The following is a 20,186-nucleotide window of genomic DNA, read 5'->3' on the forward strand; positions in this document are numbered from 1 at the left end:
CCTTCGCCAGGACCAAAGTCACTATCGGCCTGTGGAGTCCTATGGGACTCTTCCGAGAGCTCGTGGAAGGAGGTCGGAGATGTCGCTGGACAACGCGAGCGCGGTCGTCCCGGTGCTCGAGGCGAGGGGGATCTCCAAGACCTACCGACAGGGCGTCTGGCCATTCCGGAAGCGAAATCAGGTGCTCGACGGCGTCGACCTCACCCTCCATCGCGGGGAGATCATCGGGCTTGTCGGGGAAAACGGCTCGGGAAAGTCGACGTTGATGCAGATCCTCGTCGGCGAGCTCGCCGCCGACGCCGGATCGATCGACCTGCGGGGCTCCCTGGGGTACTGCCCGCAGGGTCCGATTGTGTTCGATCGCCTCACCTGCGACGAGCATTTCGAACTATACGGCGTGGCCTACGAACTCACGCGCGAGGAACGGGTCCGTGAGCAGCAGCGACTCTACGATGACCTCGACTTCAAGCGCTACGCGGACACGCGCGTCGACCGGCTCTCCGGTGGCACGCTTGCGAAGCTGAACCTCGCGCTCGCGCTACTCGCCGATCCGGCCGTACTGCTCCTCGACGAGCCCTACGCCGGATTCGATTGGGACACCTATCTGCGCTTCTGGGATCTCGTCGGGCGTCGCCGTGAAGCCGGCCGTTCGGTGCTGGTGATCAGCCACTTCATCGCCGACGAGCAGCGCTTCGATCGCGTTGTCGAACTTCACGATGGGAAGGCGACGGAGAAGAGATGACGGCCGTCGCAGTCCTGACCCGGCGCTTCCTCCTGGAGTATGCCCGGAACCCGGTCAACCTGCTGGTGCTGGTGTTGGTTCCGGTTGTGTTCGTCTGGGTCGCGGCCGAGCCGATGGCCGACGCCGCCAAACTCCTCGGCGGCACGGGTACCGCCGTGGAAACCGCCACCACCGGCTGGGCGGCGGCGTTCCTCGCCGCCCTCGCGATGTACTTCCAGACCCGGCAAGCCCGCTCCGCCGACCGGCGCCTCGCCATCGCCGGTCTGCCGGCCACCGTTCTCGTCGTCGCCCGCATGTCAACCGGGCTACTCGTTGCGGTGCTGGTCTCCGGTGCGGCTCTCGTGACCCTGTTCCTGCGAGCCGACGTCGACGACCCGTGGCGGGTCGCCGCGGGCGCCCTGATCTTCGCCGCGATCTACGTCGGAATCGGTGCCGCCGTCGGTGCGATTGTCCGGGATCCGGTCAATGGAGCCGTCGTCATCCTGCTCATCTGGATCCTGGACGTGTTCTTCGGACCTGCCCTCAGCTCGCCGGATCAAGAAATCAACAGATGGATGCCCACGCATTTCGTGACGCTCTGGATGGTCGAACTGCCCTCGGGACACGCAGGGGGCCTCGGCGACCTCGGCATCGGCCTTGCATGGACGGGCGCTGCGCTCCTGGGAAGCAGCCTCCTGCTGGCTCGGGCGACCCGCGCCGGTCGTGGATCTCGCCCATCGCGCCGGCCGGGGTGGGGCCGACAACTCGGAACCAGCTTCCGCATGGGCATGCGTGAATATCGCCGCAACCCTGCCCTCTGGACCCTCCTTGTCACGGTGCCGCTCATCTTCATCTGGCTGTCGAAACTGATCACCAACGAGCAGTACGCAGTGATGCGCGTGATCGAGAACGGCAGGGAGATCGACGAGCGCTTCTGGCTGCCCGACGCCCACGCTGGCACCATGGCGCCCATCGCAATCGCCGCCCTAGCCACCGTGGCCGGGCTCTTCATCGCCCTGAACAACCGAAACGGCGATCGGCGGCTCGTTCAGGCCGGCATCCACCGATCCGCTCTTCTCATTGGGCGCTTCGGCCAGGTCGGCGTCGCCGTGCTCGTCACCGTCGCGGCCTCGCTCGCGATCACGGTCATCATCTTCCCCGCCAGGCAATGGGGAGCGTACATCGGGGCGGCAGTACTCCTCGGGGTCGTCTACGCCCTCCTCGGGATGTGCCTCGGCTTCCTTCTCGGACGTGTCAGCGGCGTGCTCGTCGCCTTCGTGGTGCCGTTCCTCGACCTGGGGATCACCCAGAGCCCGATGCTGCGGATAGAGCCGCCCGAGCTCGCCGTGTTGCTACCGGGGTATGGGCCGTTCCGCATGCTCATCGACGCGGGGCTCACCGACGAGTTCGACGAGGTCAGGGGGCTGCTCATCGGATCCGGCTGGGTCGTGGTACTGGCGCTCGTCGTCGGCCTCGTATTCGCCACCCGCACCGGCCCTGCGCGCCGTCGGGCGCGGCGGGCCAGGCACCTGCGAGCCGCAGAACGGCATGAGCAGCCCGCCCTTGGAACCTGACCTGCCGCCTGGGCTCGACCGGGTCAGCTAGAGCCGATCCAGAATGTACGCGACCCGGTCAGCCGGGCTGAGAACCGGCACTTTCACGACCGGGGTCGAGAGGTTCCGGTAGACCTCGATGAGAAGGGCATGGATGCGCATTTGTGCGGAGACGTCCTCGGTACGGGCGTAGTCCGCGGCGAGGGGGAGTAAATCGAGGATGAAAGCCTTCCGATACGAGACTCGCTGGAGGGCGTCGAGGAGCTCTGCGTCGGGCTCGAGGTCGAGGAATCTGTAGTAGGCCAGCGAGTCGGGGATGGCGCGATCGAGGAAGATAGTCTCGTCGGGGTCCAGACTCGCCTCCTGGTCCAGCTGCATCGCAAGAACTCCGTGTTGGAACTCGCGTCGGCGCGCGCGCACTTCCTCGACGGTCTTGCCCTCGACCCGCTTGAGATCCAAGTAGTGCCGGGCGTGTTCGATCGTGGTCCTGTGACCAAGGTCGCGCAGCATGTCGACGGTCGTCGTCTTGCCCGAACTGGGGCCCCCGGTGATTACGTACCAATTTGTCATGATCGGTCCTCTCCAGGTCAAGGTGCCAGTCAGGTGGGAATTGTTGGGATCTGTTCGCTAGCCCGGGTGCTGCTCAGCGCTGGAGCAAGTAGACACCGTGTGTCAGCCGTGAACGCGACCACCGAAGCACGCGCCTATCCAGGTCGCTGGGTTGCTCGACCGTAGCCATGACGAGAGGCTGTCGGCACCGACGTGACCAGCTCGTGCGGAGCTGATCCAAGTCAGACCAATCGTCTACGGCTTGCCGCCCAAGATTTCCAGACGCTCGCGGTACTCCTGCGTGGTCAGCTCACCACGTGCATACCGATCAGCGAGGATCTGTTGCGGCGTCGATGCCGTGGTCTTTGCGGTGGAGGCCGCAGAATTGCGAACCAAGACCACGACGAGAACCACAATTCCGATGAGGACGAGTCCACCGATCAGCCACATCCAGCCCCAGCCCTCGTATCCATATCCCCACATCATGATGGTGCCCCTCTCTGCATTGGTAGGCGTTCGGGCGGACAGGTACTCCGGCCCTCGCTGAGCTAACGATTCCCCAAGCCGGAGCAGCGTACTAAGGCCTTTGGTCCCCCCGCACGGGCTCATCCGAATACCACTCGAGGGTCTTGGCGGGGTCTAGGGGCCCAAGAGCCCCTCACTGGGGGCAACGTTCCATCGTCCCGAGATCGTCCCGAGCATGTCGTGGATGGGTGTGGGAGCCGCCGGATCGAGTGCAGCTCGGTCCCCGAATTCACTGCAATCTCTGGCCTGCACACGCACTCAACCCCAAGTCCGGTCGAGTGCACCACCCTGCTAAGGTGGAGAACCCGCAAGGGTTCCGAGGGTTCAAATCCCTCCGTCTCCGCTCCAAAACCCCTGGTCAGACCCCGCTTTCAGCGACGGGTCAGTGCACCGGCGGGTCCTCGGGATCGACGCCCGACCAGTGCTCGGCGAGCATCCCGTCGGTCACCCGGTAGCCGTCGTAGAGGTAGCGCAGATAGGTGCCGCCCTTCCCGTCGGGCTGCGGCATCGCGCCGGCGATGACGACGAGGTCGCCTTCGCCCATGAGGATCGCCGGCGGCATGGATGCCGTTTCCGGGGTGGGCAGGGGGCCGTCGGGGAAGGCGGCGCGCACGAAGCCCTCGAGGCCGGAGCGCCCGGGCGGCAGGTGCCGGGTGTGCTGGCGGTAGTCGACCGTGACGAAGTCCTTCACGGCATCCGCGTTCTGCGCCTCGAAGACGCAGCGGTAGAAGTCGGCGACCCGCTGCGTGTTCGCGGCGGGGTCGCCGACTCCGATCGCGGCCGGGGTGCGGGCCGGATCGGGCGCTCCCGACCCCGCGGGCGCGGAGCCGGTCGACGCGTTCGACCACTCGTCGACGATCTCGCCGTCGACGATGCGGAAGGTGTGGAAGGTCAGGAACTCGTGCTGGTCGGCTCCGCGCAGCTCGAAGCCGACGACGGTGACGAGGTCGCCCTCGGCGATCACGAACTCGGCGGGGAAGCGCTCCAGGTAGTCGGCGAGCCGGGCGGTCGCGATCGCCTTGTTCTGCTCGAGCGTGGTCACTTCTGCACCGGCTTGTTCTGCAGCCCGGCGGCGAACATGTCGAACGGGGGCTGGCCGAGCAGGCGGCGGCCGCTGATCTCGGCGAGCGACTCGATGCGCAGGGCGCCGTGCGACAGGATCACCTGGGCGTCACGGGAGTAGCGCTGCAGCGGGTTCGACAGCGTCATGACCGACGATCCGAGGATGCGCACGAAGAGGTTGATCGCGTCGTGGCAGAGCTGCCCGGCGTAGGCGAGGTCGAGCGAACCCTGCGCCTCCTCGTCGGCGGTGTAGTCCTCTCCGGCGGTCGCGAGGTCATCGATCTGGTCGGCGTAGGTCATCAGGGTCGCCTTCGCGACGCCGATCATCGCCTTCGCCTTGCCGGCGGCCACCTGTGACGACGGCATCTCGGCCACCGACGGGTAGGGCGGGCTGAACGGCTTGCGCTTCTGCGCGAGGTCGGCGAACACCTCGAAGGCCCCCTCGGCCATGCCGACCAGGATGCTGATGTTGAGCACGGCGACGGTCATCATCGAGCCCCGGGCCTTCGCCTGGTAGGCGAGACCGTCGAAGCGATCCGACACGGTGCTCATGTAGATCGGCAGTTCGGCCATGTCGACGAAGTGCGCGTCGGGGATGAAGATCGGGGCGGTCGTGACGAGGGAGTTCGAGTCGGATGCCGACATCCCGCTGACGTGCCAGTCGTCGAGGGTGGTGAGGTCCGCCGGGTCCATCATGATGAGGCCGTGACCGCTGCGGTCGCCGTCGGTCCACGACACCCCGCCGAAGATCCACGCGGCGTTGTGGTTGCCCGAGACGTAGGTCCACTTGCCTTCGACGGTCCAGCCGCCGTCGGCGCGGGTCGCGGTGCCGGTGATCGCGGCGAAGGTCGAGCCGCCGGCCGCGAGGGGGCCGACGTGGCCGTCGAGCCGCGAGTAGAGGTCGGCGGTCAGTTCGGGGCCGAACGTGCTGACCATGCGCAGCGAGCCGGCGACGAGGAACGTCCATCCCGCCGCCGCGTCGCCGCGGCCGAGGGCCATCGCGATCTCGGCGACGTCGCGCGCGCCGAGGGCGTAGCCGCCGTAGTCGAGCGGCGCGACCGCGCGGTAGAGGCCCAGCTCGGTGAGCGCCCCGAGGATCTCGGGGTGGAGCCGCCCGTTCTGTTCCGCTTCGGCGCCGAGTTCGCGGATGCGCGGCTCGAGCTCGCGGATGCCGGCAGCGATCCGCCGACCGTGGTCGGAGAGGTAGCGAGAGGCTGGCGGCTCGAGGGGGGTGGCGCGCTCGGGCGGCGGGGCAAGGGGCAGCGTGGTGCTCATGGGCGTGTGGGACTCCTTCGTCGCTCCAGTCGCGGTAACGGTACTGTACCGCACAGTTCAGGTTGGCGGTACACTGGACGCGGGTGGCGACGGCGCCGCCGAGACCCGACCGAGGGAGCCCGTGATGTCCGACGACACGTCCGTCTACGCCACCACCGCGAAGCCGCGGCCGATCCGGGTGCCGAAGTTGCATCACGCGACCTTCATGACGATGGAGATCGATCCGATGGTGCGGTTCTATGAGGCGGTGTGCGGGTTGCAGCCGGTGTTCTATTCCGAGCACGCCGCCTGGCTGACCAACGATGAGGCGAATCACCGGATCGCGTTGCTGCGCATCCCGGGCACGAAGCCGCCGGTCGACAAGCCGCACACGGCGGGGCTGCACCACACCGCGTTCGAGTACCCCGACTTCGACGCGTGGCTGGACAACTACGTGCGGCTGCGGGATGCCGGCATCCGTCCGGCGTTCTGCATGGATCACGGCATGACGATGTCGATCTACTACGCCGACCCCGACGGGAACGGCATCGAGATCCAGGTGGACAACTTCCACGACTGGGGAAAGTCCACCGAATGGATGTGGGCGTCCCGCGAGTTCAGCGAAGACCAGCTCGGTCCGCAGTTCGACCCCGACAAACTGGTCGCCGCCCGCGAAGCGGGACTGGATCATGACGAGATCCACCGCCGCGCCTACGCCGGCGAGTACCGCCCCGCCGTCGAAGTGCCGTATCCGATGTTCCCGGACCGGTGGGCGGAGCGCGTCGCCGCCAACCCGGAGCTGCTCGCGGGCGTGCCGTTGCCGCCGCTCGCCTGACCGCGCGACGCCGAGGCGCTCGTCAGAGCCGGCGGTAGAGCTGCGCGGGGTGCTCGATCGCATCGACGATCATGCGCAGGAACCCGGAGGCGTAGCCGCCGTCGCAGACCCGGTGGTCGAACACGAGCGAGAGCTGCACGATGCGGCGGGGCACGATCTCGCCGTCGACGACCCACGGCCGTTCGAGCATGCGGCCGACGCCGAGGATGGCGACCTCGGGGTGGTTGATGATCGCCGCGGATCCGTCGACCCCGAACGCGCCGTAGTTGTTGAGCGTGAAGGTGGAGCCGGTGAGCTCGTCGGGGCTCGACGCTCCCGACCGCGCCGACTCGGCCACGCGCCGCAGCTCGGCGTCGAGTTCGGCGATGGTCAGCCGATGGGCATTGCGCACGACCGGCACCATGAGGCCGCGCGGGGTGTCGGTGGCGACGCCGAGGTTCACGCCGGCGAACTCGATCAGCTCGGTGCCGTCGTCGCTCAGCCGGCCCCCGAGAATCGGGTAGGCGTCGAGGGCGAGCAACACGAATCTGGCGAGGATCGCGGTGAGCGACGGGCTCTTCCCGTCGACCGCCATCCCGGCGCGCAGGGTCCACAGGTCGGTCGCGTCGACATCCACCCACACGGTCGCTTCGGGGATCTCGGCACGGCTGCGGCTCAGCTTGGCGCCGACTGTCTTGCGCAGCATCCCGAGCGGTTCGCGCCGCGCGACCGCCAGCCCGGCGATCAGTTCGCCCGACCCCGCCGGTTCGCCCGATGGGGCCGGTTGCCGCACTGAGAGGGCACGCAGCACGTCGCCGCGGGTCACGGCACCGTCGGCGCCGGTGGCGGGGATGGTGTGCAGGTCGAGCCCTTCGGCGCGGGCGAGGCGTCGCACGATCGGCGACCGCACGGCGACCGGGCCGGTGGGCGCGGGCAGTGCGGCGGATGCGGCGAGCGGCGTGCGCGCGGGCTTGCGCCGCCGGGTTCCGCCCGAGTGGCCGCTGGTGCCGTATCCGATGAGCACGTTGCCGGAGCCGGCCTGCTCCTCCTGCCGGTACGCCTCCTTCTCGACATCGACCGCTTCGACGGCGACGGGGTCGACCTCGAGCAGCGCGGAACCGACCTGAAGGGTGTCGCCCTCGGCGCCATGTAGAGCGGCGACGGTGCCGGCGTAGGGGGAGGGCAGTTCGACGACGCTCTTCGCGGTCTCGACCTCCGCGATCGGCTGGTCGACGCGCACGGTGTCGCCCGGCGCGACCAGCCAGCGGATGAGCGCCGCCTCGGTGAGGCCTTCACCGAGGTCGGGGAGGCGGAAGATCTTCGTCACGTCGATTCACCGGCCCTCAGTCGTCCCAGTGCAGCGCGTCGACGGCGTCGAGCACCCGGTCGACGTCGGGGAGGGTGAACCGCTCGAGCTTCGGCGGCGCGTACGGCACGTCGAAGCCGGTGACTCGTCGCACCGGCGCCTCGAGGTACTCGAAGCAGCGCTCGCCGACGCGGGCGGCGATCTCGGCGGCGACGCTCGCGAATCCCTGGGCTTCGGCGATGACGACCGCGCGGCCGGTCGATCGCACGGCGGCCATGACGGTCGAGTCGTCGAAGGGGGTGAGCGTGCGCACATCCACCACCTGGATGCTGCGGCCCTCCGCCTCGGCGGCGACCGCGGCGTCGAGGGCGACCTGCACCGACGAGCCGTAGGCGATCAGCGTCACGTCGGTGCCTTCGCGGACGACGGCGGCCTCGCCGATGGGTGCCTTCAGGCTCGTGTCGACGGGGCCCTTCGACCAGTAGAGCTTCTTCGGCTCGAGCACGACGACGGGGTCGGGGAACTCGATCGCGGCGCGCAGCAACGAGTAAGCGTCCTGCGGCGTCGACGGGGCGACGACGGTGAGGCCGGGCGTGTGCACGTAGTACGCCTCGGAGGAGTCGCAGTGGTGCTCGACGCCGCCGATACCCCCGCCATAGGGGATGCGGATGACCATCGGCAGGCGAACGGCACCCCGCGTGCGGTTGCCCATCTTGGCGACGTGGCTCACCACCTGCTCGAAGGCCGGGTAGGCGAACGCGTCGAACTGCATCTCGACGACGGGGCGCATCCCGTTCATCGCCATCCCGACCGCCATGCCGACGATCCCGGACTCGGCGAGCGGGGTGTCGAAGCACCGCTTCTCACCGAACCGGGCGGTGAGTCCGTCGGTGATCCGGAACACGCCACCGAGGGCGCCGACGTCTTCGCCGAAGATGAGCACGCGGTCGTCGGCGGTCAACGCGTCGGAGAGGGCTCGGTTGAGGGCCGCGGCCATCGACAGCGTCTCGGTCGTGCCGGTGCGCGCGGGTGCCGGTTCGAGTAGCGTCATTCGGATGCCTCCCTCACGAGCTCGGCGGAGAGCGACGCCCACTGCTCCTGCAGCTGGGGGGTGCGCTGCGCGTAGACGTAGCGGAACAGGTCTTCGGGGTCGGGGCTGGTCTCGGTGTTGAGGGCGTCACGCAGGGAGGTGGCGACGGCCTCCGCCTCCGCCGCGAACTCCTCTTCCGCGGCGACGGTGAGCGCCTTCCGTGCGGCGAGATGCGTGCGCAAGCGCACCAGCGGATCGCGGTCGAGCCACGCGGTCACATCGGCGCTGTCGCGGTAGCGGGTGTCGTCGTCGGCGTTGGTGTGCGCCTGCATCCGGTAGGTGTGGGCCTCGACCAGGGTCGGTCCGGCCCCGGCGCGTGCCCGGCCCACGGCCTCGCCGAGAACCGCGAGCAGCGCGGCGAGGTCGTTGCCGTCGACCCGTTCGCCCGGCATCCCGTAGCCGATCGCCTTGTGGGCGAGCGAGGGGGCTGCCGACTGGCGGGAGAGCGGAACCGAGATCGCCCAGGCGTTGTTCTGCACGAAGAAGATGACCGGCACCTGGAAGACCGCGGCGAAGTTGAGCGCCCCGTGGAAGTCGCCCTCGCTCGTCGCGCCGTCGCCGCAGAGGGCGAGCACGACGGTGTCTTCACCGCGCAGCTTGGCGGCGTGCGCGAACCCGACGGCGTGCAGCAGCTGGGTCGCCAGCGGGGTGGCCTGCGGGGCGATGCGGTACTGCCGCGGATCGAAGCCGGAGTGCCAGTCGCCCTTGAGCAGGACGGTGGCCTCTGCCGTGGGCACGCCGCGCGTGATGACCGCGACCGCGTCGCGATAGGTCGGGAACATCCAGTCGCCGTCGTCGAGCACCATCGCGGCCGCGACCTGACAGGCCTCCTGGCCGTGCGACGACGGGTAGACCGCGAGCCGACCCTGGCGCACCAGGGCGTTGCACTGGTCGTTGATGCGGCGTCCGATGACGAGGCGACGGTAGCCGTCGCGCAGCCGCTCGGCAGTCGGGGGGCGATACTCCGCGTCGGGGACTTTCGCGCCGGCCGCGTCGATCAGCTGCACCGGCGCTTCGCGCGGGAGCAGGACGACATCGTCGCGGGTCATCGGCAGCCCTTCATTGGGTGGACGTTCCGTTACCTCAGGATCGGTCAGAACGACAGCTGTCGCAACCAGACGTGATGAGTCGAGACAACAGGTCATCCAGCGGCTCGATCCTCTACGATTCGTCTAGAACGTGAGCGGCGTGAGGAGGCGGCATGGATCTCGATGAGACCGATCAACGGATCCTCGCGGAACTGCGGCGCGACGGTCGCACCTCGATGAGTGCGCTCGCCGAGGTGGTGCACATCTCGCGGGCGAACGCCTACGCGCGCGTCAACCGTCTCGTCGACGCCGGCGTCATCTCGGGATTCGGGGCGCGCATCGACCCGGTGAAGGCCGGGTGGCACTCCTCGGCCTACGTCACGCTCTCGACCGAGCAGTCCTCGTGGCAGCAGGTGCGCGACCGGCTGCTCGAGATCCCCGAAGTCGAGCACATCGCGCTCGTCGGCGGCGACTACGACGTCATCCTGCTGGTGCGCGCCCACGACAACAGCGAGCTGCGCCGTGTCGTGCTGGAGCGGCTGCAGGCGATCCCCGAGGTGCGCTCGACGAAGACGGCGCTCATCTTCGAAGACTTCGACCCGGTGCGACCGGCTCCCTAGGCGCGACCGGTGAACACCGGGGGGCGCTTCTGCTGGAAGGCCGCGAAGCCCTCCCGGTAGTCGTCGGTGTCACAGAGGTCGGCCTGCGTCCGGTTCTCGTCGCTCATGCTCTGCCACAGCCCCAGCCGCTCGTCGCGCAGCGCGGCGACCAGTTTCTTGCTGGCGAGGAACGCGAGGGTCGCCCCGGATGCCGCGGTGCGGGCGGCGGTCATCGTCGCCTCGTCGACGTGGGCGGCGGGGAACACCCGGCTGAACAGTCCTGACTGCACGGCCTCCTCGCCCGACATCAGGCGGGCGGTGTAGATCAGGTCGAGCGTCTTGTGGGCGCCGAGGCGCTCGACGAAGAGCGAGTGCCCGCCGGAGTCGAGGGTCGCCCCGAGGTTCGCGAACGGCGAGCCGATCTTGGCGGTGTCGGCGACGTAGACGACGTCGGTCGCGATGAGCAGCCCGAGTCCGACGCCGAGGCACGCTCCGTGTGCGGCGGCGAACGTCGGGGCGGGGAAGGCGCTCATCTTCTTCAGCAGCGGCTCGACGCGTCCGCCGAGGAAGCCGAGCACGTCGTCGTCGCGGGGGTCGACGCCGGCGATGTCGCGGCCGGCGCAGAACGCCCGGCCCTCGCCGCGCAGCACGAGCGCCCGGACCCCGGCCGCAGCAGCCTCGTCGTACGCGGCGTCGAGTTCGTCGAGGGCGCTCTCGTCGAGGGCGTTGAGCTTGTCGGGGCGGTCGAGGGTGACGACGGCCACCCCGTCCTCGATCGTCAGCTTCGGCATCCTCGCTCCTTTGCGGTCAGTAGTCGTAATCGACGGTGACGGCGTCGCTCGTCGGATGGGACTGGCAGGTCAGCACGTACCCGGCATCCAGTTCCTCGGGTTCGAGCGCGTAGTTCTCGGTCATCCGCACGCTGCCGTCGACGAGTTTCGCGCGGCACGTGCCGCACACCCCGCCGGCGCAGGCGAACGGCACGTCGGTGCGTACCCGCAGGGCGGCATTGAGGATGCTCTCCGCCGCCCGTTCGGGGATCACCACGGTCGAGGTGCGCCCGTCGAGGGTGAATTTGACGGTCGCCGCGTTGACGCCGGCCTCGCGATCGGTCGGGCGCCCCACCGCTCCGGAGGAGCCGTATTCGGGCCGATCCGTGGTGAACAGTTCGAAGTGCACGGATCCCCGGTCGACCCCGGCCTCGCGCAGTTTCGAGCGGCACAGCTCGACGAGATCGAACGGCCCGCAGAGGAACCACTCGTCGACGTCCGCGGGCGGCACCAGGTACTCGAGGATGCCGTCGAGGCGGCGAGCATCGATGCGGCCCGACAGCAGCTCGGAGGTGCGCTCCTCGCGCGACAGCACGTGGTGCAGGGCGAGGCGCTCGCGGTAGCGGTCTTTCAGGTCGGCGAGCTCTTCGAGGAACATCACGTCGAGCGAGGTGCGGTTCGTGTACACCAGGCTGAATCGCGCGTGCTCGGTCGCGCCGAGGATCGTGCGGATGAGCGCCATCAGCGGCGTGATGCCCGAGCCGGCGGCGATCGCCGCGAAGTGCTTGTGCTCGGCCGCCGTGAGGTCGGTGGTGAAGGTGCCCTGCGGGCTCATCACGTCGAGCTGCATCCCCGGCGCCAAGTGCTCGTTGGCCCAGCTCGAGAACACGCCCCCGACATCGCGCTTGATCGCGACCCGCAGCTCGCCGCGCACCGGCGGCTGACAGATCGAGTAGCTGCGCCGCAGTTCAGCGCCGTCGGGGCTCGCAAGGCGCGAGCGCAGGGCGACGTACTGCCCGGGCGCGTAGTCGTAGTCGTCGGCCAGTTCGTCGGGCACCGCGAAGGCGACCTCGATGCTGTCGGCGGTCAGGCGACGCACCTCGCGCACCGCGAGGGTGTGGAAGCGGGCGCGACGACGCGCCCCCAGATTCGTCGCGGCCACAGCTACAGCACCTTGAAGTAGTCGAACGGCTCCAGGCACGCGCGGCACTCGTAGAGCGCCTTGCACGAGGTGGACCCGAAGCGCGAGATCTCGACCGTGTCGGCCGAGCCGCAACGCGGGCAGCGGGTGGCGAGAGTCAGCGGGATCGGCCCGCGAGTCACGTGGGGGTCAGACACGGTGGAGTGCCCGCTCGGGGGCGCGATGCCGTACTCCGCGAGCTTCCGCTTGCCGTCCTCGCTCATCCAGTCGGTGGTCCACGCGGGCGAGAGCACCCGTCGCACGGCGACATCCTCGATGCCTTCGCGCCGGAAGACGCTCAGCAGGTCGTCGCGGATGGCATCCATCGCGGGGCAGCCCGAGTAGGTCGGGGTGATCGTCACGGTCACGCCGTCGGCGCCGACTTCGACGTCGCGCAGGATGCCGAGGTCTTCGATCGTCAGCACCGGGATCTCGGGGTCAACAACGGTCGCCGCGAGCTTCCAGAGGTGCGCGCGGTCGGTCAGCACGGGGGTCACCATGTCGCCCCCGGGTGTTCGCGCGCGAGCACCTGCATCTCGGCGAGCAGCAGCGACAAGTACTCGGTGTGCCAGCCGCGCCGTCCGCCGCCACGCGCGGTGTCGGCCGCGGGGAACACGATCCCGGTCTCGGCCGCGAGGGCGTCGATGACGGCGTCGAACGCAGGCCGGAGGCTCGACGGGCGCACCGCGATGCCCTCGAGCCGGTCGATGAGCGGCTCGTCGCGGAACAGGTCGCCGACGTAGGGCCAGACGTGGTCGAGCGCGATCTCGAGGCGACGCCGCGACTCGTCGGTTCCGAGGGCGAGGCGGCGGAACCACTCGACACAGTGCTCGCGGTGGTACGCGACCTCCTTGACGGCTTTCGCGGCGATCGCGGCGAGCGTCGCATCGCCGGATGACTGCAGGCGCGAGTAGAGCTCGTACATGGACACCGCCGCGGCGAGCTGCCGCACGATCGTGTGCGCGTAGTCGCCGTTGGGCTGTTCGACGAGCTGGCTCGACCGGAAGTCGCGCTCGCCGCGCCAGTAGGCGAGGTCGTCTTCCGTGCGACCGCTGGCGCTGCCCGCGTACGAGAGCAGCGAGCGGGCGTGACCGAGCAGGTCGAGGGCGATGTTGCCGAGCGCGATGTCTTCCTCGAGCTCCGGCGCGCGCGAGATCCACCAGCCGAGCTGCTGGGCGAGCACGAGGGCGTCGTCGCCGAGCCACAGGGCGTACTCGGCGACGTCGGCGGTCGCGACCCCGGCACGCCGCACGATCTCGTCGTCGAGGGCCAGTTCATCGAGCTGGATATCGCCGTGGTCGAAGGTTGTCACAAGTGCTTCACGCCCTCGGACTTCGTGTAGTAGCTGGCGTGCCGGTAGTTCTTGCCGGCGGGCGATTCGAAGTAGGCGCCCTTGGCATCCGGGTCGGAGGTCGTGATGAACTCGGCCGGCACGACCCAGATCGACACGCCCTCGTTGCGGCGGGTGTACAGGTCACGCGCGTTCTTGACCGCCATCGTGGCGTCGGGGGCGTGCAGTGAGCCCGCGTGCACGTGGGAGAGGCCGCGGTTGGCGCGCACGAACACCTCCCACATCGGCCATTCCTCGCGGTCGTCGGCCGCGCCGGGCGTGGTCACGACGCCACCTTTTCGAGCTGCGCCTGCGTGCGGGCGTAGGCGGCGGCCGCCTCCCGCACCCAGGCGCCATCCTCGAACGCCTTCCGGCGGTGGGCGAGACGCTGGCCGTTGCACGGCCCGCGGCCGGCGAGCACCTCGTGGAACTCGTCCCAGTCGAGCTGCCCGTAGTCGTAGTGACCCGTCTGCTCGTTGAAGCGCAGGTCGGGGTCGGGCAGCGTGACGCCGAGGGCCTCGGCCTGCGGCACGAGCATGTCGACGAAGCGCTGCCGCAGGTCGTCGTTGCTGAAGCGCTTGATGTTCCACGCCATCGACTGCTGCGAGTTCGGGGAGTCGCCGTCGGGCGGGCCGAACATCATCAGGCTCGGGGCGTACCAGCGGTCGACGGCATCCTGGGCCATCGCCTTCTGGGCGTCGGTGCCGTTCATCAGTTCCAGCAGGATCTCGAAACCCTGCCGCTGGTGGAACGACTCCTCTTTGCAGATGCGCACCATCGCCCGGCCGTAGGGGCCGTAGGAGGCGCGGCAGAGCGGCACCTGGTTGCAGATCGCGGCGCCGTCGACGAGCCAGCCGATCGCGCCCATGTCGGCCCAGGTGAGCGTGGGGTAGTTGAAGATCGAGGAGTACTTGGCCGTGCCGTCGACGAGCGCCTGGAACATCTCGTCGCGGGGGGTGCCGAGGGTCTGCGCGGCCGAGTAGAGGTAGAGACCGTGGCCGGCCTCATCCTGCACCTTGGCCATGAGGATCGCCTTGCGCTTGAGGCTCGGGGCGCGGCTGATCCAGTTGGCTTCGGGCTGCATGCCGATGATCTCGGAGTGCGCGTGCTGCGAGATCTGCCGCACGAGGGTCTTGCGGTAGCCCTCCGGCATCCAGTCCCGCGGTTCGACGCGCGCGTCGGCGGCGATCAGCTCGTCGAACCGCTGTTCCTCGAGCGTCGGCATCGTCGTCCTCCTGCGCGGCCGGGATAGATTACTGACCGGACGTTTGGTTAGTATATCTCCATGATGGATGGCGCGGTACCCCTCCGACCGATGCTGCGCAACGACCGCGCATCCGAAGCACTGGGGATGCGGGTGCTCGCCGACGACCCCGGCCACGCCGTCGTCGAGATGCCCGTGCGCGGCGACATGCTCAACGGATTCGCGATCACCCACGGCGGGCTCGTCTTCGCGCTCGCCGACACCGCCTTCGCGATCGCGTGCAACGAAGACGACCGCGTCGCCGTGGCGGCCGGCGCCGACGTGACCTTCCTGAAGTCCACCACCGAGGGCGACGTGCTCACCGCGACGGCCGACCGCCGCATCCGCTCGGGGCGCACCGGGCTCTACGACGTCACCGTGCGCGACCAGGCCGGCGACGTCGTCGCCGAGTTCCGGGGACGCAGCATCGCCACCGACCGTCCGCTGCCGCCGGGGATGCGACACTGATCGGATGACGACGGTCGGCGAGAGCAGGCGAGGTCGCCCCGGGTACGACCAGGGCGGCATCCTCGAGATCGCCGTCGCCGCGTTCAACCAGTACGGCTACGAGGCCACCTCGATGGGCCTGCTCGCCGAGCGTCTCGGCCTCTCGAAGGCGGCGATCTACCACCACGTCTCGTCGAAGGAAGAGCTGCTCTCCCTCGCCCTCGATCGGGCGCTCGGCGCCCTCGAGGGCGTGCTCGACGAGGAAGGCGCGCGCACCGGATCCGCCGTCGACCGGCTCAGTCACGTCATCGACCGCGCCGTGCACGTGCTCGTCGCCGAGCTGCCCTCGGTGACTCTGCTGCTTCGGCTGCGCGGCAACACCGAGGTGGAGCGGCAGGCACTCACCCGGCGCCGCGAGTTCGACCGCGCCGTCACCGCACTCGTCGTGGCCGCCCGCGACGAGGGGTCGCTGCGCTCCGACATCGACCCGCGCATCGCCGAGCGCCTCGTCTTCGGCATGATCAACTCGATCGCCGAGTGGTACCGCCCCGACGGCTCCGAGGATGTCGACCGCCTCGCCGCCGACGTGCTCGCGGTCGCCCTCGACGGCCTGCGCAGCTAGGCCGCTGCCGGCTCCTTCGCCACCAGGGTCAGCACGTCGTAGGTGGCGACGACGGCATCCTCGTGGTTCTTCAGCACCGCATCCCAGCGCACCTCGCCGTATTCGTCGGTCTCGCGCGGCGTGATCTGCTTCGCGGTGAGTTCGACGCGGATGCTGTCGCCCGGCGAGACGGGCGTGAGGAACCGCAGGTTCTCGAGCCCGTAGTTGGCGAGCACCGGCCCGGGCGCGGGGTCGACGAACAGTCCCGCCGCCCACGACACGAGCAGGTAGCCGTGAGCGACGCGTCCCGGGAAGAACGGGTTCGCCGCCGCGGCCTCCTCGTCCATGTGGGCGTAGAAGGTGTCGCCGGTGAACTCGGCGAACGTCTCGATGTCGGCCAGGGTCACGGTGCGCGACGAGGAGATCACCTGGTCGCCGAGGCGCAGCTCGGCGAGGCTCTTGCGGAACGGATGCCGCCCCTCCGGCTGCGACGCGGCCCCCGCGTGCCAGATGCCGGTGAGCGCGGTGAGCATCTCCGGGGAGCCCTGCACCGCGGTGCGCTGCATGTGGTGCAGCACGGCGCGCATCCCGCCCAGTTCTTCGCCGCCGCCGGCGCGACCGGGGCCGCCGTGCACGAGGCTGGGCAGCGGGGAGCCGTGGCCGGTCGACGAACGCGCGTCGTCGCGATCGAGCAGCAGGATGCGCCCGTTGTACGCGGCGGCGCGGTTCACGAGGGCGACCGCGAAGGCCGGGTCGTGCGTCGCGACGCTCGTGACGAGCGAGCCGCCGCCGCGCGCGATGAGGTCGGCCGCCTGGTCGACGGTGTCATAGGTGAGCAGCGACGACACCGGCCCGAACGCCTCGGTCGAGTGCACGACCGCATCGGGTCCGGGTGCGAACCGCAGCAGCAGCGGGGCGACGAATGCTCCGTCGGGTGACGAGCCGCGCGAGCCGTCGGCGAGGGTCACCTCGGGAGCGTCGGTCGAGCCGAGCACGATCTCGCCCCCCGCGGCCTCGAGCTTGCCGACCTGGCGCAGCACCTCGTCGCGCTGCTCGAGCGAGGCGAGCGGGCCCATAGTGACCCCCTCGCCGCGCGGGTCGCCGAGCACGGTGCGTTCCGCGATGCGGGCGGCGACCGCTCCGACGACGGCGTCAGCGGATGCCGTGGGCACGATCGCGCGCCGGATCGCGGTGCACTTCTGGCCGGCTTTCGACGTCATCTCGGCGACCAGTTGCTTCACGTACGCGTCGAACTCCGGCGTGCCGGCCACGGCATCCGGACCCAGCACCGACGCGTTGATCGAGTCGGTCTCGCTCGTGAACCGCACACCCCCGGTCTGCACCGCGTCGTGCGCGCGCAACCCCTCGGCGGTCGAGGCCGACCCGGTGAACGCGACCAGGTCGCCGAGACGCAGGTGGTCGAACAGCGTCGGCACGTTGCCCGAGACGAGCGAGAGCGTTCCGGCGGGCAGCAGGCCCGACTCGACGAGGATGCGCACGAACGCCTCGGCGAGGTATCCGGTGGGCGTCGCGGGCTTCACGACCGTCGGCACTCCGGCGAGGAACGCGGGCGCGAACTTCTCGAGCGACCCCCACACCGGGAAGTTGAAGGCGTTGATCTGCACGGCGACGCCGGGCAGCCGGGTGTAGATGTGGCGGCCGAGGAACGAGCCGTCTTTCGAGAGCACCTCGACGGCGCCGTCGACGTACACCGTCGTGTTGGGCAGCTCGCGCCGGCCCTTCGAGGCGTAGGTGAACAGCACGCCGATGCCGCCGTCGATGTCGACCCAGGAGTCGGTCTTCGTAGCTCCCGTGCGGGCCGAGATCGCGTACAGCTCCTCTTTGCGTTCGGTGAGCGCGAGGGCGAACTGCTTGAGCAGCAGGGCGCGTTGGTGGAAGGTCAGAGCGCCGAGGCTCGCCTGCCCGACCGTGCGGGCGTGCTCCAGCGCGGCCCCGAGGTCGAGGCCTTCCGTGCTGACCCGCGCGACCGTCTCGCCGGTCGAGGCGTCACGCACCGCGGTGGATGCGACCTCTGCGGCGGGGGTCCACCAGGCGTCGGTGACGTAGCTCGGCAGAATGGTGGTCATCGGGGCACTCCTCAAGCGCAAGGCGGAACATGACGAACGACTGGACGATCGAGCTCGGCGAACTCGACGTGAAGATGGGGGTGACCGTGCTCGAGCAGTCGGCCGAACGGGTCGTGGCGACGATGCCGGTCGAGGGCAACCGTCAGTCGTTCGGGCTGCTGCACGGCGGGGCGTCGGTGGCCTTCGCGGAGGCGCTCGGCTCCTGGGCGGCGGTCATCCATGCGGGACCCGGGCGCACCGCCGTCGGCGTCGACATCAACGCGACGCATCACGCGAGCGCGACGTCGGGCATCGTGACCGGCGTCGCGACGGCCATCCGGCTCGGCCGCACGATGACGTCGCACGAGATCGTCGTGACGGATGAAGACGGCCGACGCCTGTGCACGGCGCGGCTGACGAACCTCATCCTCGACAAGCCTCACGGCTGATCCGGCCGATCCCACACGAAGAACCCTTCGCCGGTCTTGCGGCCGAGCTTCCCCGCGGCCACCATCTCGCGCAGCAGGGCGGGCGGCGCGAAGCGTTCCCCGAGCTTCTCGTGCAGGTACTCGGCGATGCCGAGTCGCACGTCGAGGCCGACGACATCCGTCGTGCGCAGCGGACCGGTCGCGTGCTTGTAGCCGAGCACCATCGCGGCGTCGATGTCTTCCGCGCTCGCGACGCCGTCCTCCAGCATCCGGATCGCCTCGAGCGCGAGCGCCACGCCGAGGCGCGATGAGGCGAACCCGGGGGCGTCGCGCACGGTCACCGGGGTCTTGCCGAGCGCGCGCACCCACTCGCCCGCCGTCGCCACGAGCGCGGGATCGGTTGCGGCTCCCGCGACCACCTCGACGAGCGTCGACACCGGCACGGGGTTGAAGAAGTGCAGGCCGAGGAACCTCGCGGGGCGCGTCAGCCGGGTCGCGAGATCGTCGATCGACAGCGACGACGTGTTGCTCGCGAGCACCGCGTCGGGGCCGAGCAGCTCCTCCACGGCGGGCAACGTCGCGGCCTTCAGCTCGGGGATCTCGGGGATCGCCTCGACGACGAGGTCGCGGTCGCCGAGCGCGGTGCGGTCGGCGGTGACGCGCAGCCCGGCGTCGAGGTCCGATCGCGACCGCAGGGCCGTGCCGCGTTCGACACTCGTCGCGATCGCCCGCCGGATGCCCGCCTCCGCCGTCTCGAGGGCGTCGGGTTGGTCGACCACGACGACGTCGGATCCGGCCAGCAGGAAGGCGTGCGCGATCCCGCCGCCCATCCGGCCGCCGCCGAGCACTCCGACTTTCGCGGGAACCGTCACGGCGTCTTCTTCCGGTTCAGGAACTCCGTCATCCGCCGGTGCTTCTCGGGCGACGAGAACAGCAGCGCCTGGGTCTGGTCGTCGATCGCGGGGTGCGCCGCGCGGGGAGCGGCGAGCACCGCCTTCGTGAGGCGGGTCGCGAGCGGGTCGTTGCGGGCGATCCGGTCGGCGATCTCGTGGGCGGCGGCGAGCAACTCAGGTGACGGCACGACCCGGCTCACGAGTCCCGCCGCGAGCGCCTCGGCGGCGTCGAGGGTGCGCCCGGTGAGCAGCAGCTCGGCGGCGAGCGCCGGGCCGACGATCGCCGGCAGCCGCCAGGTCGCTCCGGCGGCGGCGATGATGCCGAGGCCGGTCTCGGGGTTGCCGATCTTCAGCCCCTCGCCGGCGATGCGGATGTCGGCGGCGTAGGCGAGCTCGGCGCCCCCGCCGAGGGCCCAGCCGTCGATCGCGGCGATGACCGGCATCGGCAGTTTCGCGATGCGGTCGAAGACCCGCGAGTTGATGCCGGCGAGCGCGTCGTCAGCGGTGCGGTCGCGCAGCTCCGCGATGTCGGCACCCGATGCGAAGACGTCCGTACTGCCGGCGATGATGAGGATGCGGGGGTCGGTCTCGAGGTCGGCGCAGACGGCGTGCAGTTCGGCGGCCATCCCGCGCGAGATGGCATTGCGGGCCTCGGGCCGGTCGAGGATCACCTCGACCCGATCCGCCGTCACCGCGATGCGCAGGTCGCCCATGCCCCGCCTTCCGA

Annotated in this window: 23 protein-coding genes; 7 read left to right on the forward strand and 16 right to left on the reverse strand. The window is 69.8% G+C overall.

Going from position 1 to position 20,186, the window contains the following annotated elements; genetic code table 11:
* The first annotated feature begins 79 nt into the window (after positions 1 to 79).
* Together IE173_RS06085 and IE173_RS06090 are read left to right on the forward strand one after the other, a co-directional pair.
* A complete protein-coding gene (locus tag IE173_RS06085) occupies positions 80 to 742 on the forward strand; it encodes an ATP-binding cassette domain-containing protein (RefSeq protein WP_191282584.1) in 663 nt (220 codons plus the stop codon).
* On the forward strand, positions 739 to 2,295 hold the full coding sequence (locus tag IE173_RS06090) for an ABC transporter permease (protein WP_229841942.1): 1,557 nt from the start codon (positions 739 to 741) through the stop codon (positions 2,293 to 2,295). Before IE173_RS06085 ends, IE173_RS06090 begins: the two co-directional genes overlap by 4 nt.
* Positions 2,296 to 2,322: 27 nt before the next feature.
* On the opposite strand, the gene IE173_RS06095 is transcribed toward IE173_RS06090, so the two are convergent.
* From IE173_RS06095 to IE173_RS06110, 4 genes are all read right to left on the reverse strand, one after another.
* Positions 2,323 to 2,844 (reverse strand): AAA family ATPase, encoded by a 522-nt coding sequence (locus IE173_RS06095; RefSeq protein WP_191282585.1) that lies wholly within the window; start codon positions 2,842 to 2,844, stop codon positions 2,323 to 2,325.
* A gap of 234 nt (positions 2,845 to 3,078) precedes the next feature.
* On the reverse strand, positions 3,079 to 3,309 hold the full coding sequence (locus IE173_RS06100) for an SHOCT domain-containing protein (RefSeq protein ID WP_191282586.1): 231 nt from the start codon (positions 3,307 to 3,309) through the stop codon (positions 3,079 to 3,081).
* A gap of 421 nt (positions 3,310 to 3,730) precedes the next feature.
* Complete coding sequence (locus tag IE173_RS15460) at positions 3,731 to 4,390, reverse strand: nuclear transport factor 2 family protein (RefSeq protein ID WP_229841943.1); 660 nt, start codon at positions 4,388 to 4,390, stop codon at positions 3,731 to 3,733.
* Positions 4,387 to 5,685 (reverse strand): acyl-CoA dehydrogenase family protein, encoded by a 1,299-nt coding sequence (locus tag IE173_RS06110; RefSeq protein WP_191282587.1) that lies wholly within the window; start codon positions 5,683 to 5,685, stop codon positions 4,387 to 4,389. Before IE173_RS06110 ends, IE173_RS15460 begins: the two co-directional genes overlap by 4 nt.
* 124 nt (positions 5,686 to 5,809) lie before the next feature.
* Here IE173_RS06110 and IE173_RS06115 point away from each other — a divergent pair, with 124 nt between their 5' ends.
* Positions 5,810 to 6,499 (forward strand): VOC family protein, encoded by a 690-nt coding sequence (locus IE173_RS06115; RefSeq protein ID WP_191282588.1) that lies wholly within the window; start codon positions 5,810 to 5,812, stop codon positions 6,497 to 6,499.
* Between the two features lie 22 nt (positions 6,500 to 6,521).
* Here IE173_RS06115 and IE173_RS06120 read toward each other — a convergent pair whose 3' ends face one another.
* The 3 genes from IE173_RS06120 to pdhA are packed head-to-tail and all read right to left on the reverse strand — an operon-like array spanning position 6,522 to position 9,923.
* Positions 6,522 to 7,805, reverse strand: coding sequence for a dihydrolipoamide acetyltransferase family protein (locus tag IE173_RS06120; RefSeq protein WP_191282589.1), 1,284 nt, complete (start codon positions 7,803 to 7,805; stop codon positions 6,522 to 6,524).
* Positions 7,806 to 7,821: 16 nt separating this feature from the next.
* The gene (locus IE173_RS06125) at positions 7,822 to 8,835 is read right to left on the reverse strand and encodes an alpha-ketoacid dehydrogenase subunit beta (RefSeq protein WP_191282590.1); all 1,014 of its coding nucleotides are present in this window, start codon (positions 8,833 to 8,835) and stop codon (positions 7,822 to 7,824) included.
* On the reverse strand, positions 8,832 to 9,923 hold the full coding sequence (pdhA, locus tag IE173_RS06130) for a pyruvate dehydrogenase (acetyl-transferring) E1 component subunit alpha (protein ID WP_191282591.1): 1,092 nt from the start codon (positions 9,921 to 9,923) through the stop codon (positions 8,832 to 8,834). The genes IE173_RS06125 and pdhA overlap by 4 nt, the downstream gene beginning before the upstream one ends.
* 152 nt (positions 9,924 to 10,075) lie before the next feature.
* On the opposite strand from pdhA, the gene IE173_RS06135 reads away from it, so the two are divergent.
* The gene (locus IE173_RS06135; protein WP_191282592.1) at positions 10,076 to 10,522 is read left to right on the forward strand and encodes an Lrp/AsnC family transcriptional regulator; all 447 of its coding nucleotides are present in this window, start codon (positions 10,076 to 10,078) and stop codon (positions 10,520 to 10,522) included.
* Here the strand turns inward: IE173_RS06135 and IE173_RS06140 are convergent.
* The 6 genes from IE173_RS06140 to paaA are packed head-to-tail and all read right to left on the reverse strand — an operon-like array spanning position 10,519 to position 15,006.
* Complete coding sequence (locus IE173_RS06140) at positions 10,519 to 11,292, reverse strand: enoyl-CoA hydratase/isomerase family protein (RefSeq protein ID WP_191282593.1); 774 nt, start codon at positions 11,290 to 11,292, stop codon at positions 10,519 to 10,521. The genes IE173_RS06135 and IE173_RS06140 overlap by 4 nt on opposite strands.
* 16 nt (positions 11,293 to 11,308) lie before the next feature.
* A complete protein-coding gene (gene paaE, locus IE173_RS06145) occupies positions 11,309 to 12,433 on the reverse strand; it encodes a 1,2-phenylacetyl-CoA epoxidase subunit PaaE (protein WP_191282594.1) in 1,125 nt (374 codons plus the stop codon).
* A gap of 2 nt (positions 12,434 to 12,435) precedes the next feature.
* Positions 12,436 to 12,951 carry a 1,2-phenylacetyl-CoA epoxidase subunit PaaD gene (gene paaD, locus IE173_RS06150; protein ID WP_191282595.1) on the reverse strand — a complete coding sequence of 172 codons (516 nt, stop codon included), beginning with the start codon at positions 12,949 to 12,951 and terminating at the stop codon, positions 12,436 to 12,438.
* Positions 12,945 to 13,763 carry a 1,2-phenylacetyl-CoA epoxidase subunit PaaC gene (gene paaC / locus IE173_RS06155; protein ID WP_191282596.1) on the reverse strand — a complete coding sequence of 273 codons (819 nt, stop codon included), beginning with the start codon at positions 13,761 to 13,763 and terminating at the stop codon, positions 12,945 to 12,947. The genes paaD and paaC overlap by 7 nt, the downstream gene beginning before the upstream one ends.
* Positions 13,760 to 14,068 carry a 1,2-phenylacetyl-CoA epoxidase subunit PaaB gene (gene paaB, locus IE173_RS06160; RefSeq protein WP_191282597.1) on the reverse strand — a complete coding sequence of 103 codons (309 nt, stop codon included), beginning with the start codon at positions 14,066 to 14,068 and terminating at the stop codon, positions 13,760 to 13,762. The genes paaC and paaB overlap by 4 nt, the downstream gene beginning before the upstream one ends.
* Positions 14,065 to 15,006, reverse strand: a complete 942-nt coding sequence (gene paaA / locus IE173_RS06165) for a 1,2-phenylacetyl-CoA epoxidase subunit PaaA (RefSeq protein WP_191282598.1) — start codon at positions 15,004 to 15,006, stop codon at positions 14,065 to 14,067. The genes paaB and paaA overlap by 4 nt, the downstream gene beginning before the upstream one ends.
* Before the next feature lie 90 nt (positions 15,007 to 15,096).
* Here paaA and paaI point away from each other — a divergent pair, with 90 nt between their 5' ends.
* A complete protein-coding gene (gene paaI / locus IE173_RS06170) occupies positions 15,097 to 15,492 on the forward strand; it encodes a hydroxyphenylacetyl-CoA thioesterase PaaI (protein WP_191282599.1) in 396 nt (131 codons plus the stop codon).
* Positions 15,493 to 15,496: 4 nt separating this feature from the next.
* Positions 15,497 to 16,093: a TetR/AcrR family transcriptional regulator gene (locus IE173_RS06175; RefSeq protein WP_191282600.1), complete on the forward strand. Its 597-nt coding sequence runs from the start codon at positions 15,497 to 15,499 to the stop codon at positions 16,091 to 16,093.
* On the opposite strand, the gene paaZ is transcribed toward IE173_RS06175, so the two are convergent.
* A complete protein-coding gene (gene paaZ / locus IE173_RS06180) occupies positions 16,090 to 18,159 on the reverse strand; it encodes a phenylacetic acid degradation bifunctional protein PaaZ (protein ID WP_191282601.1) in 2,070 nt (689 codons plus the stop codon). The two genes, IE173_RS06175 and paaZ, sit on opposite strands and share 4 nt — an antisense overlap.
* Positions 18,160 to 18,188: 29 nt before the next feature.
* On the opposite strand from paaZ, the gene IE173_RS06185 reads away from it, so the two are divergent.
* A complete protein-coding gene (locus IE173_RS06185; protein WP_191282602.1) occupies positions 18,189 to 18,587 on the forward strand; it encodes a PaaI family thioesterase in 399 nt (132 codons plus the stop codon).
* Here IE173_RS06185 and IE173_RS06190 read toward each other — a convergent pair.
* A complete protein-coding gene (locus tag IE173_RS06190; RefSeq protein ID WP_191283019.1) occupies positions 18,578 to 19,396 on the reverse strand; it encodes a 3-hydroxyacyl-CoA dehydrogenase family protein in 819 nt (272 codons plus the stop codon). The two genes, IE173_RS06185 and IE173_RS06190, sit on opposite strands and share 10 nt — an antisense overlap.
* 38 nt (positions 19,397 to 19,434) lie before the next feature.
* Positions 19,435 to 20,172 carry an enoyl-CoA hydratase/isomerase family protein gene (locus tag IE173_RS06195; RefSeq protein ID WP_191282603.1) on the reverse strand — a complete coding sequence of 246 codons (738 nt, stop codon included), beginning with the start codon at positions 20,170 to 20,172 and terminating at the stop codon, positions 19,435 to 19,437.
* Positions 20,173 to 20,186: the final 14 nt, after the last annotated feature.

The organism is Pseudolysinimonas yzui, from assembly GCF_014653215.1.
GTDB lineage: Bacteria > Actinomycetota > Actinomycetes > Actinomycetales > Microbacteriaceae > Pseudolysinimonas_A > Pseudolysinimonas_A yzui.

Excerpts from the sequence above, each read along its gene's own strand:
- IE173_RS06195 (WP_191282603.1), bottom strand. The coding sequence starts at position 20,172 with ATGGGCGACCTGCGCATCGCGGTGACGGCGGATCGGGTCGAGGTGATC.
- paaI (WP_191282599.1), top strand. The coding sequence starts at position 15,097 with ATGCTGCGCAACGACCGCGCATCCGAAGCACTGGGGATGCGGGTGCTC.
- IE173_RS06115 (WP_191282588.1), top strand. The coding sequence starts at position 5,810 with ATGTCCGACGACACGTCCGTCTACGCCACCACCGCGAAGCCGCGGCCG.
- paaD (WP_191282595.1), bottom strand. The coding sequence starts at position 12,951 with ATGGTGACCCCCGTGCTGACCGACCGCGCGCACCTCTGGAAGCTCGCG.
- IE173_RS06135 (WP_191282592.1), top strand. The coding sequence starts at position 10,076 with ATGGATCTCGATGAGACCGATCAACGGATCCTCGCGGAACTGCGGCGC.
- paaZ (WP_191282601.1), bottom strand. The coding sequence starts at position 18,159 with ATGACCACCATTCTGCCGAGCTACGTCACCGACGCCTGGTGGACCCCC.
- IE173_RS06175 (WP_191282600.1), top strand. The coding sequence starts at position 15,497 with ATGACGACGGTCGGCGAGAGCAGGCGAGGTCGCCCCGGGTACGACCAG.
- IE173_RS06090 (WP_229841942.1), top strand. The coding sequence starts at position 739 with ATGACGGCCGTCGCAGTCCTGACCCGGCGCTTCCTCCTGGAGTATGCC.
- IE173_RS06110 (WP_191282587.1), bottom strand. The coding sequence starts at position 5,685 with ATGAGCACCACGCTGCCCCTTGCCCCGCCGCCCGAGCGCGCCACCCCC.
- IE173_RS06190 (WP_191283019.1), bottom strand. The coding sequence starts at position 19,396 with ATGGGCGGCGGGATCGCGCACGCCTTCCTGCTGGCCGGATCCGACGTC.
- paaA (WP_191282598.1), bottom strand. The coding sequence starts at position 15,006 with ATGCCGACGCTCGAGGAACAGCGGTTCGACGAGCTGATCGCCGCCGAC.
- IE173_RS06125 (WP_191282590.1), bottom strand. The coding sequence starts at position 8,835 with ATGACGCTACTCGAACCGGCACCCGCGCGCACCGGCACGACCGAGACG.
- pdhA (WP_191282591.1), bottom strand. The coding sequence starts at position 9,923 with ATGACCCGCGACGATGTCGTCCTGCTCCCGCGCGAAGCGCCGGTGCAG.
- IE173_RS06085 (WP_191282584.1), top strand. The coding sequence starts at position 80 with ATGTCGCTGGACAACGCGAGCGCGGTCGTCCCGGTGCTCGAGGCGAGG.
- IE173_RS06095 (WP_191282585.1), bottom strand. The coding sequence starts at position 2,844 with ATGACAAATTGGTACGTAATCACCGGGGGCCCCAGTTCGGGCAAGACG.
- IE173_RS06185 (WP_191282602.1), top strand. The coding sequence starts at position 18,189 with ATGACGAACGACTGGACGATCGAGCTCGGCGAACTCGACGTGAAGATG.
- IE173_RS06100 (WP_191282586.1), bottom strand. The coding sequence starts at position 3,309 with ATGATGTGGGGATATGGATACGAGGGCTGGGGCTGGATGTGGCTGATC.
- IE173_RS06140 (WP_191282593.1), bottom strand. The coding sequence starts at position 11,292 with ATGCCGAAGCTGACGATCGAGGACGGGGTGGCCGTCGTCACCCTCGAC.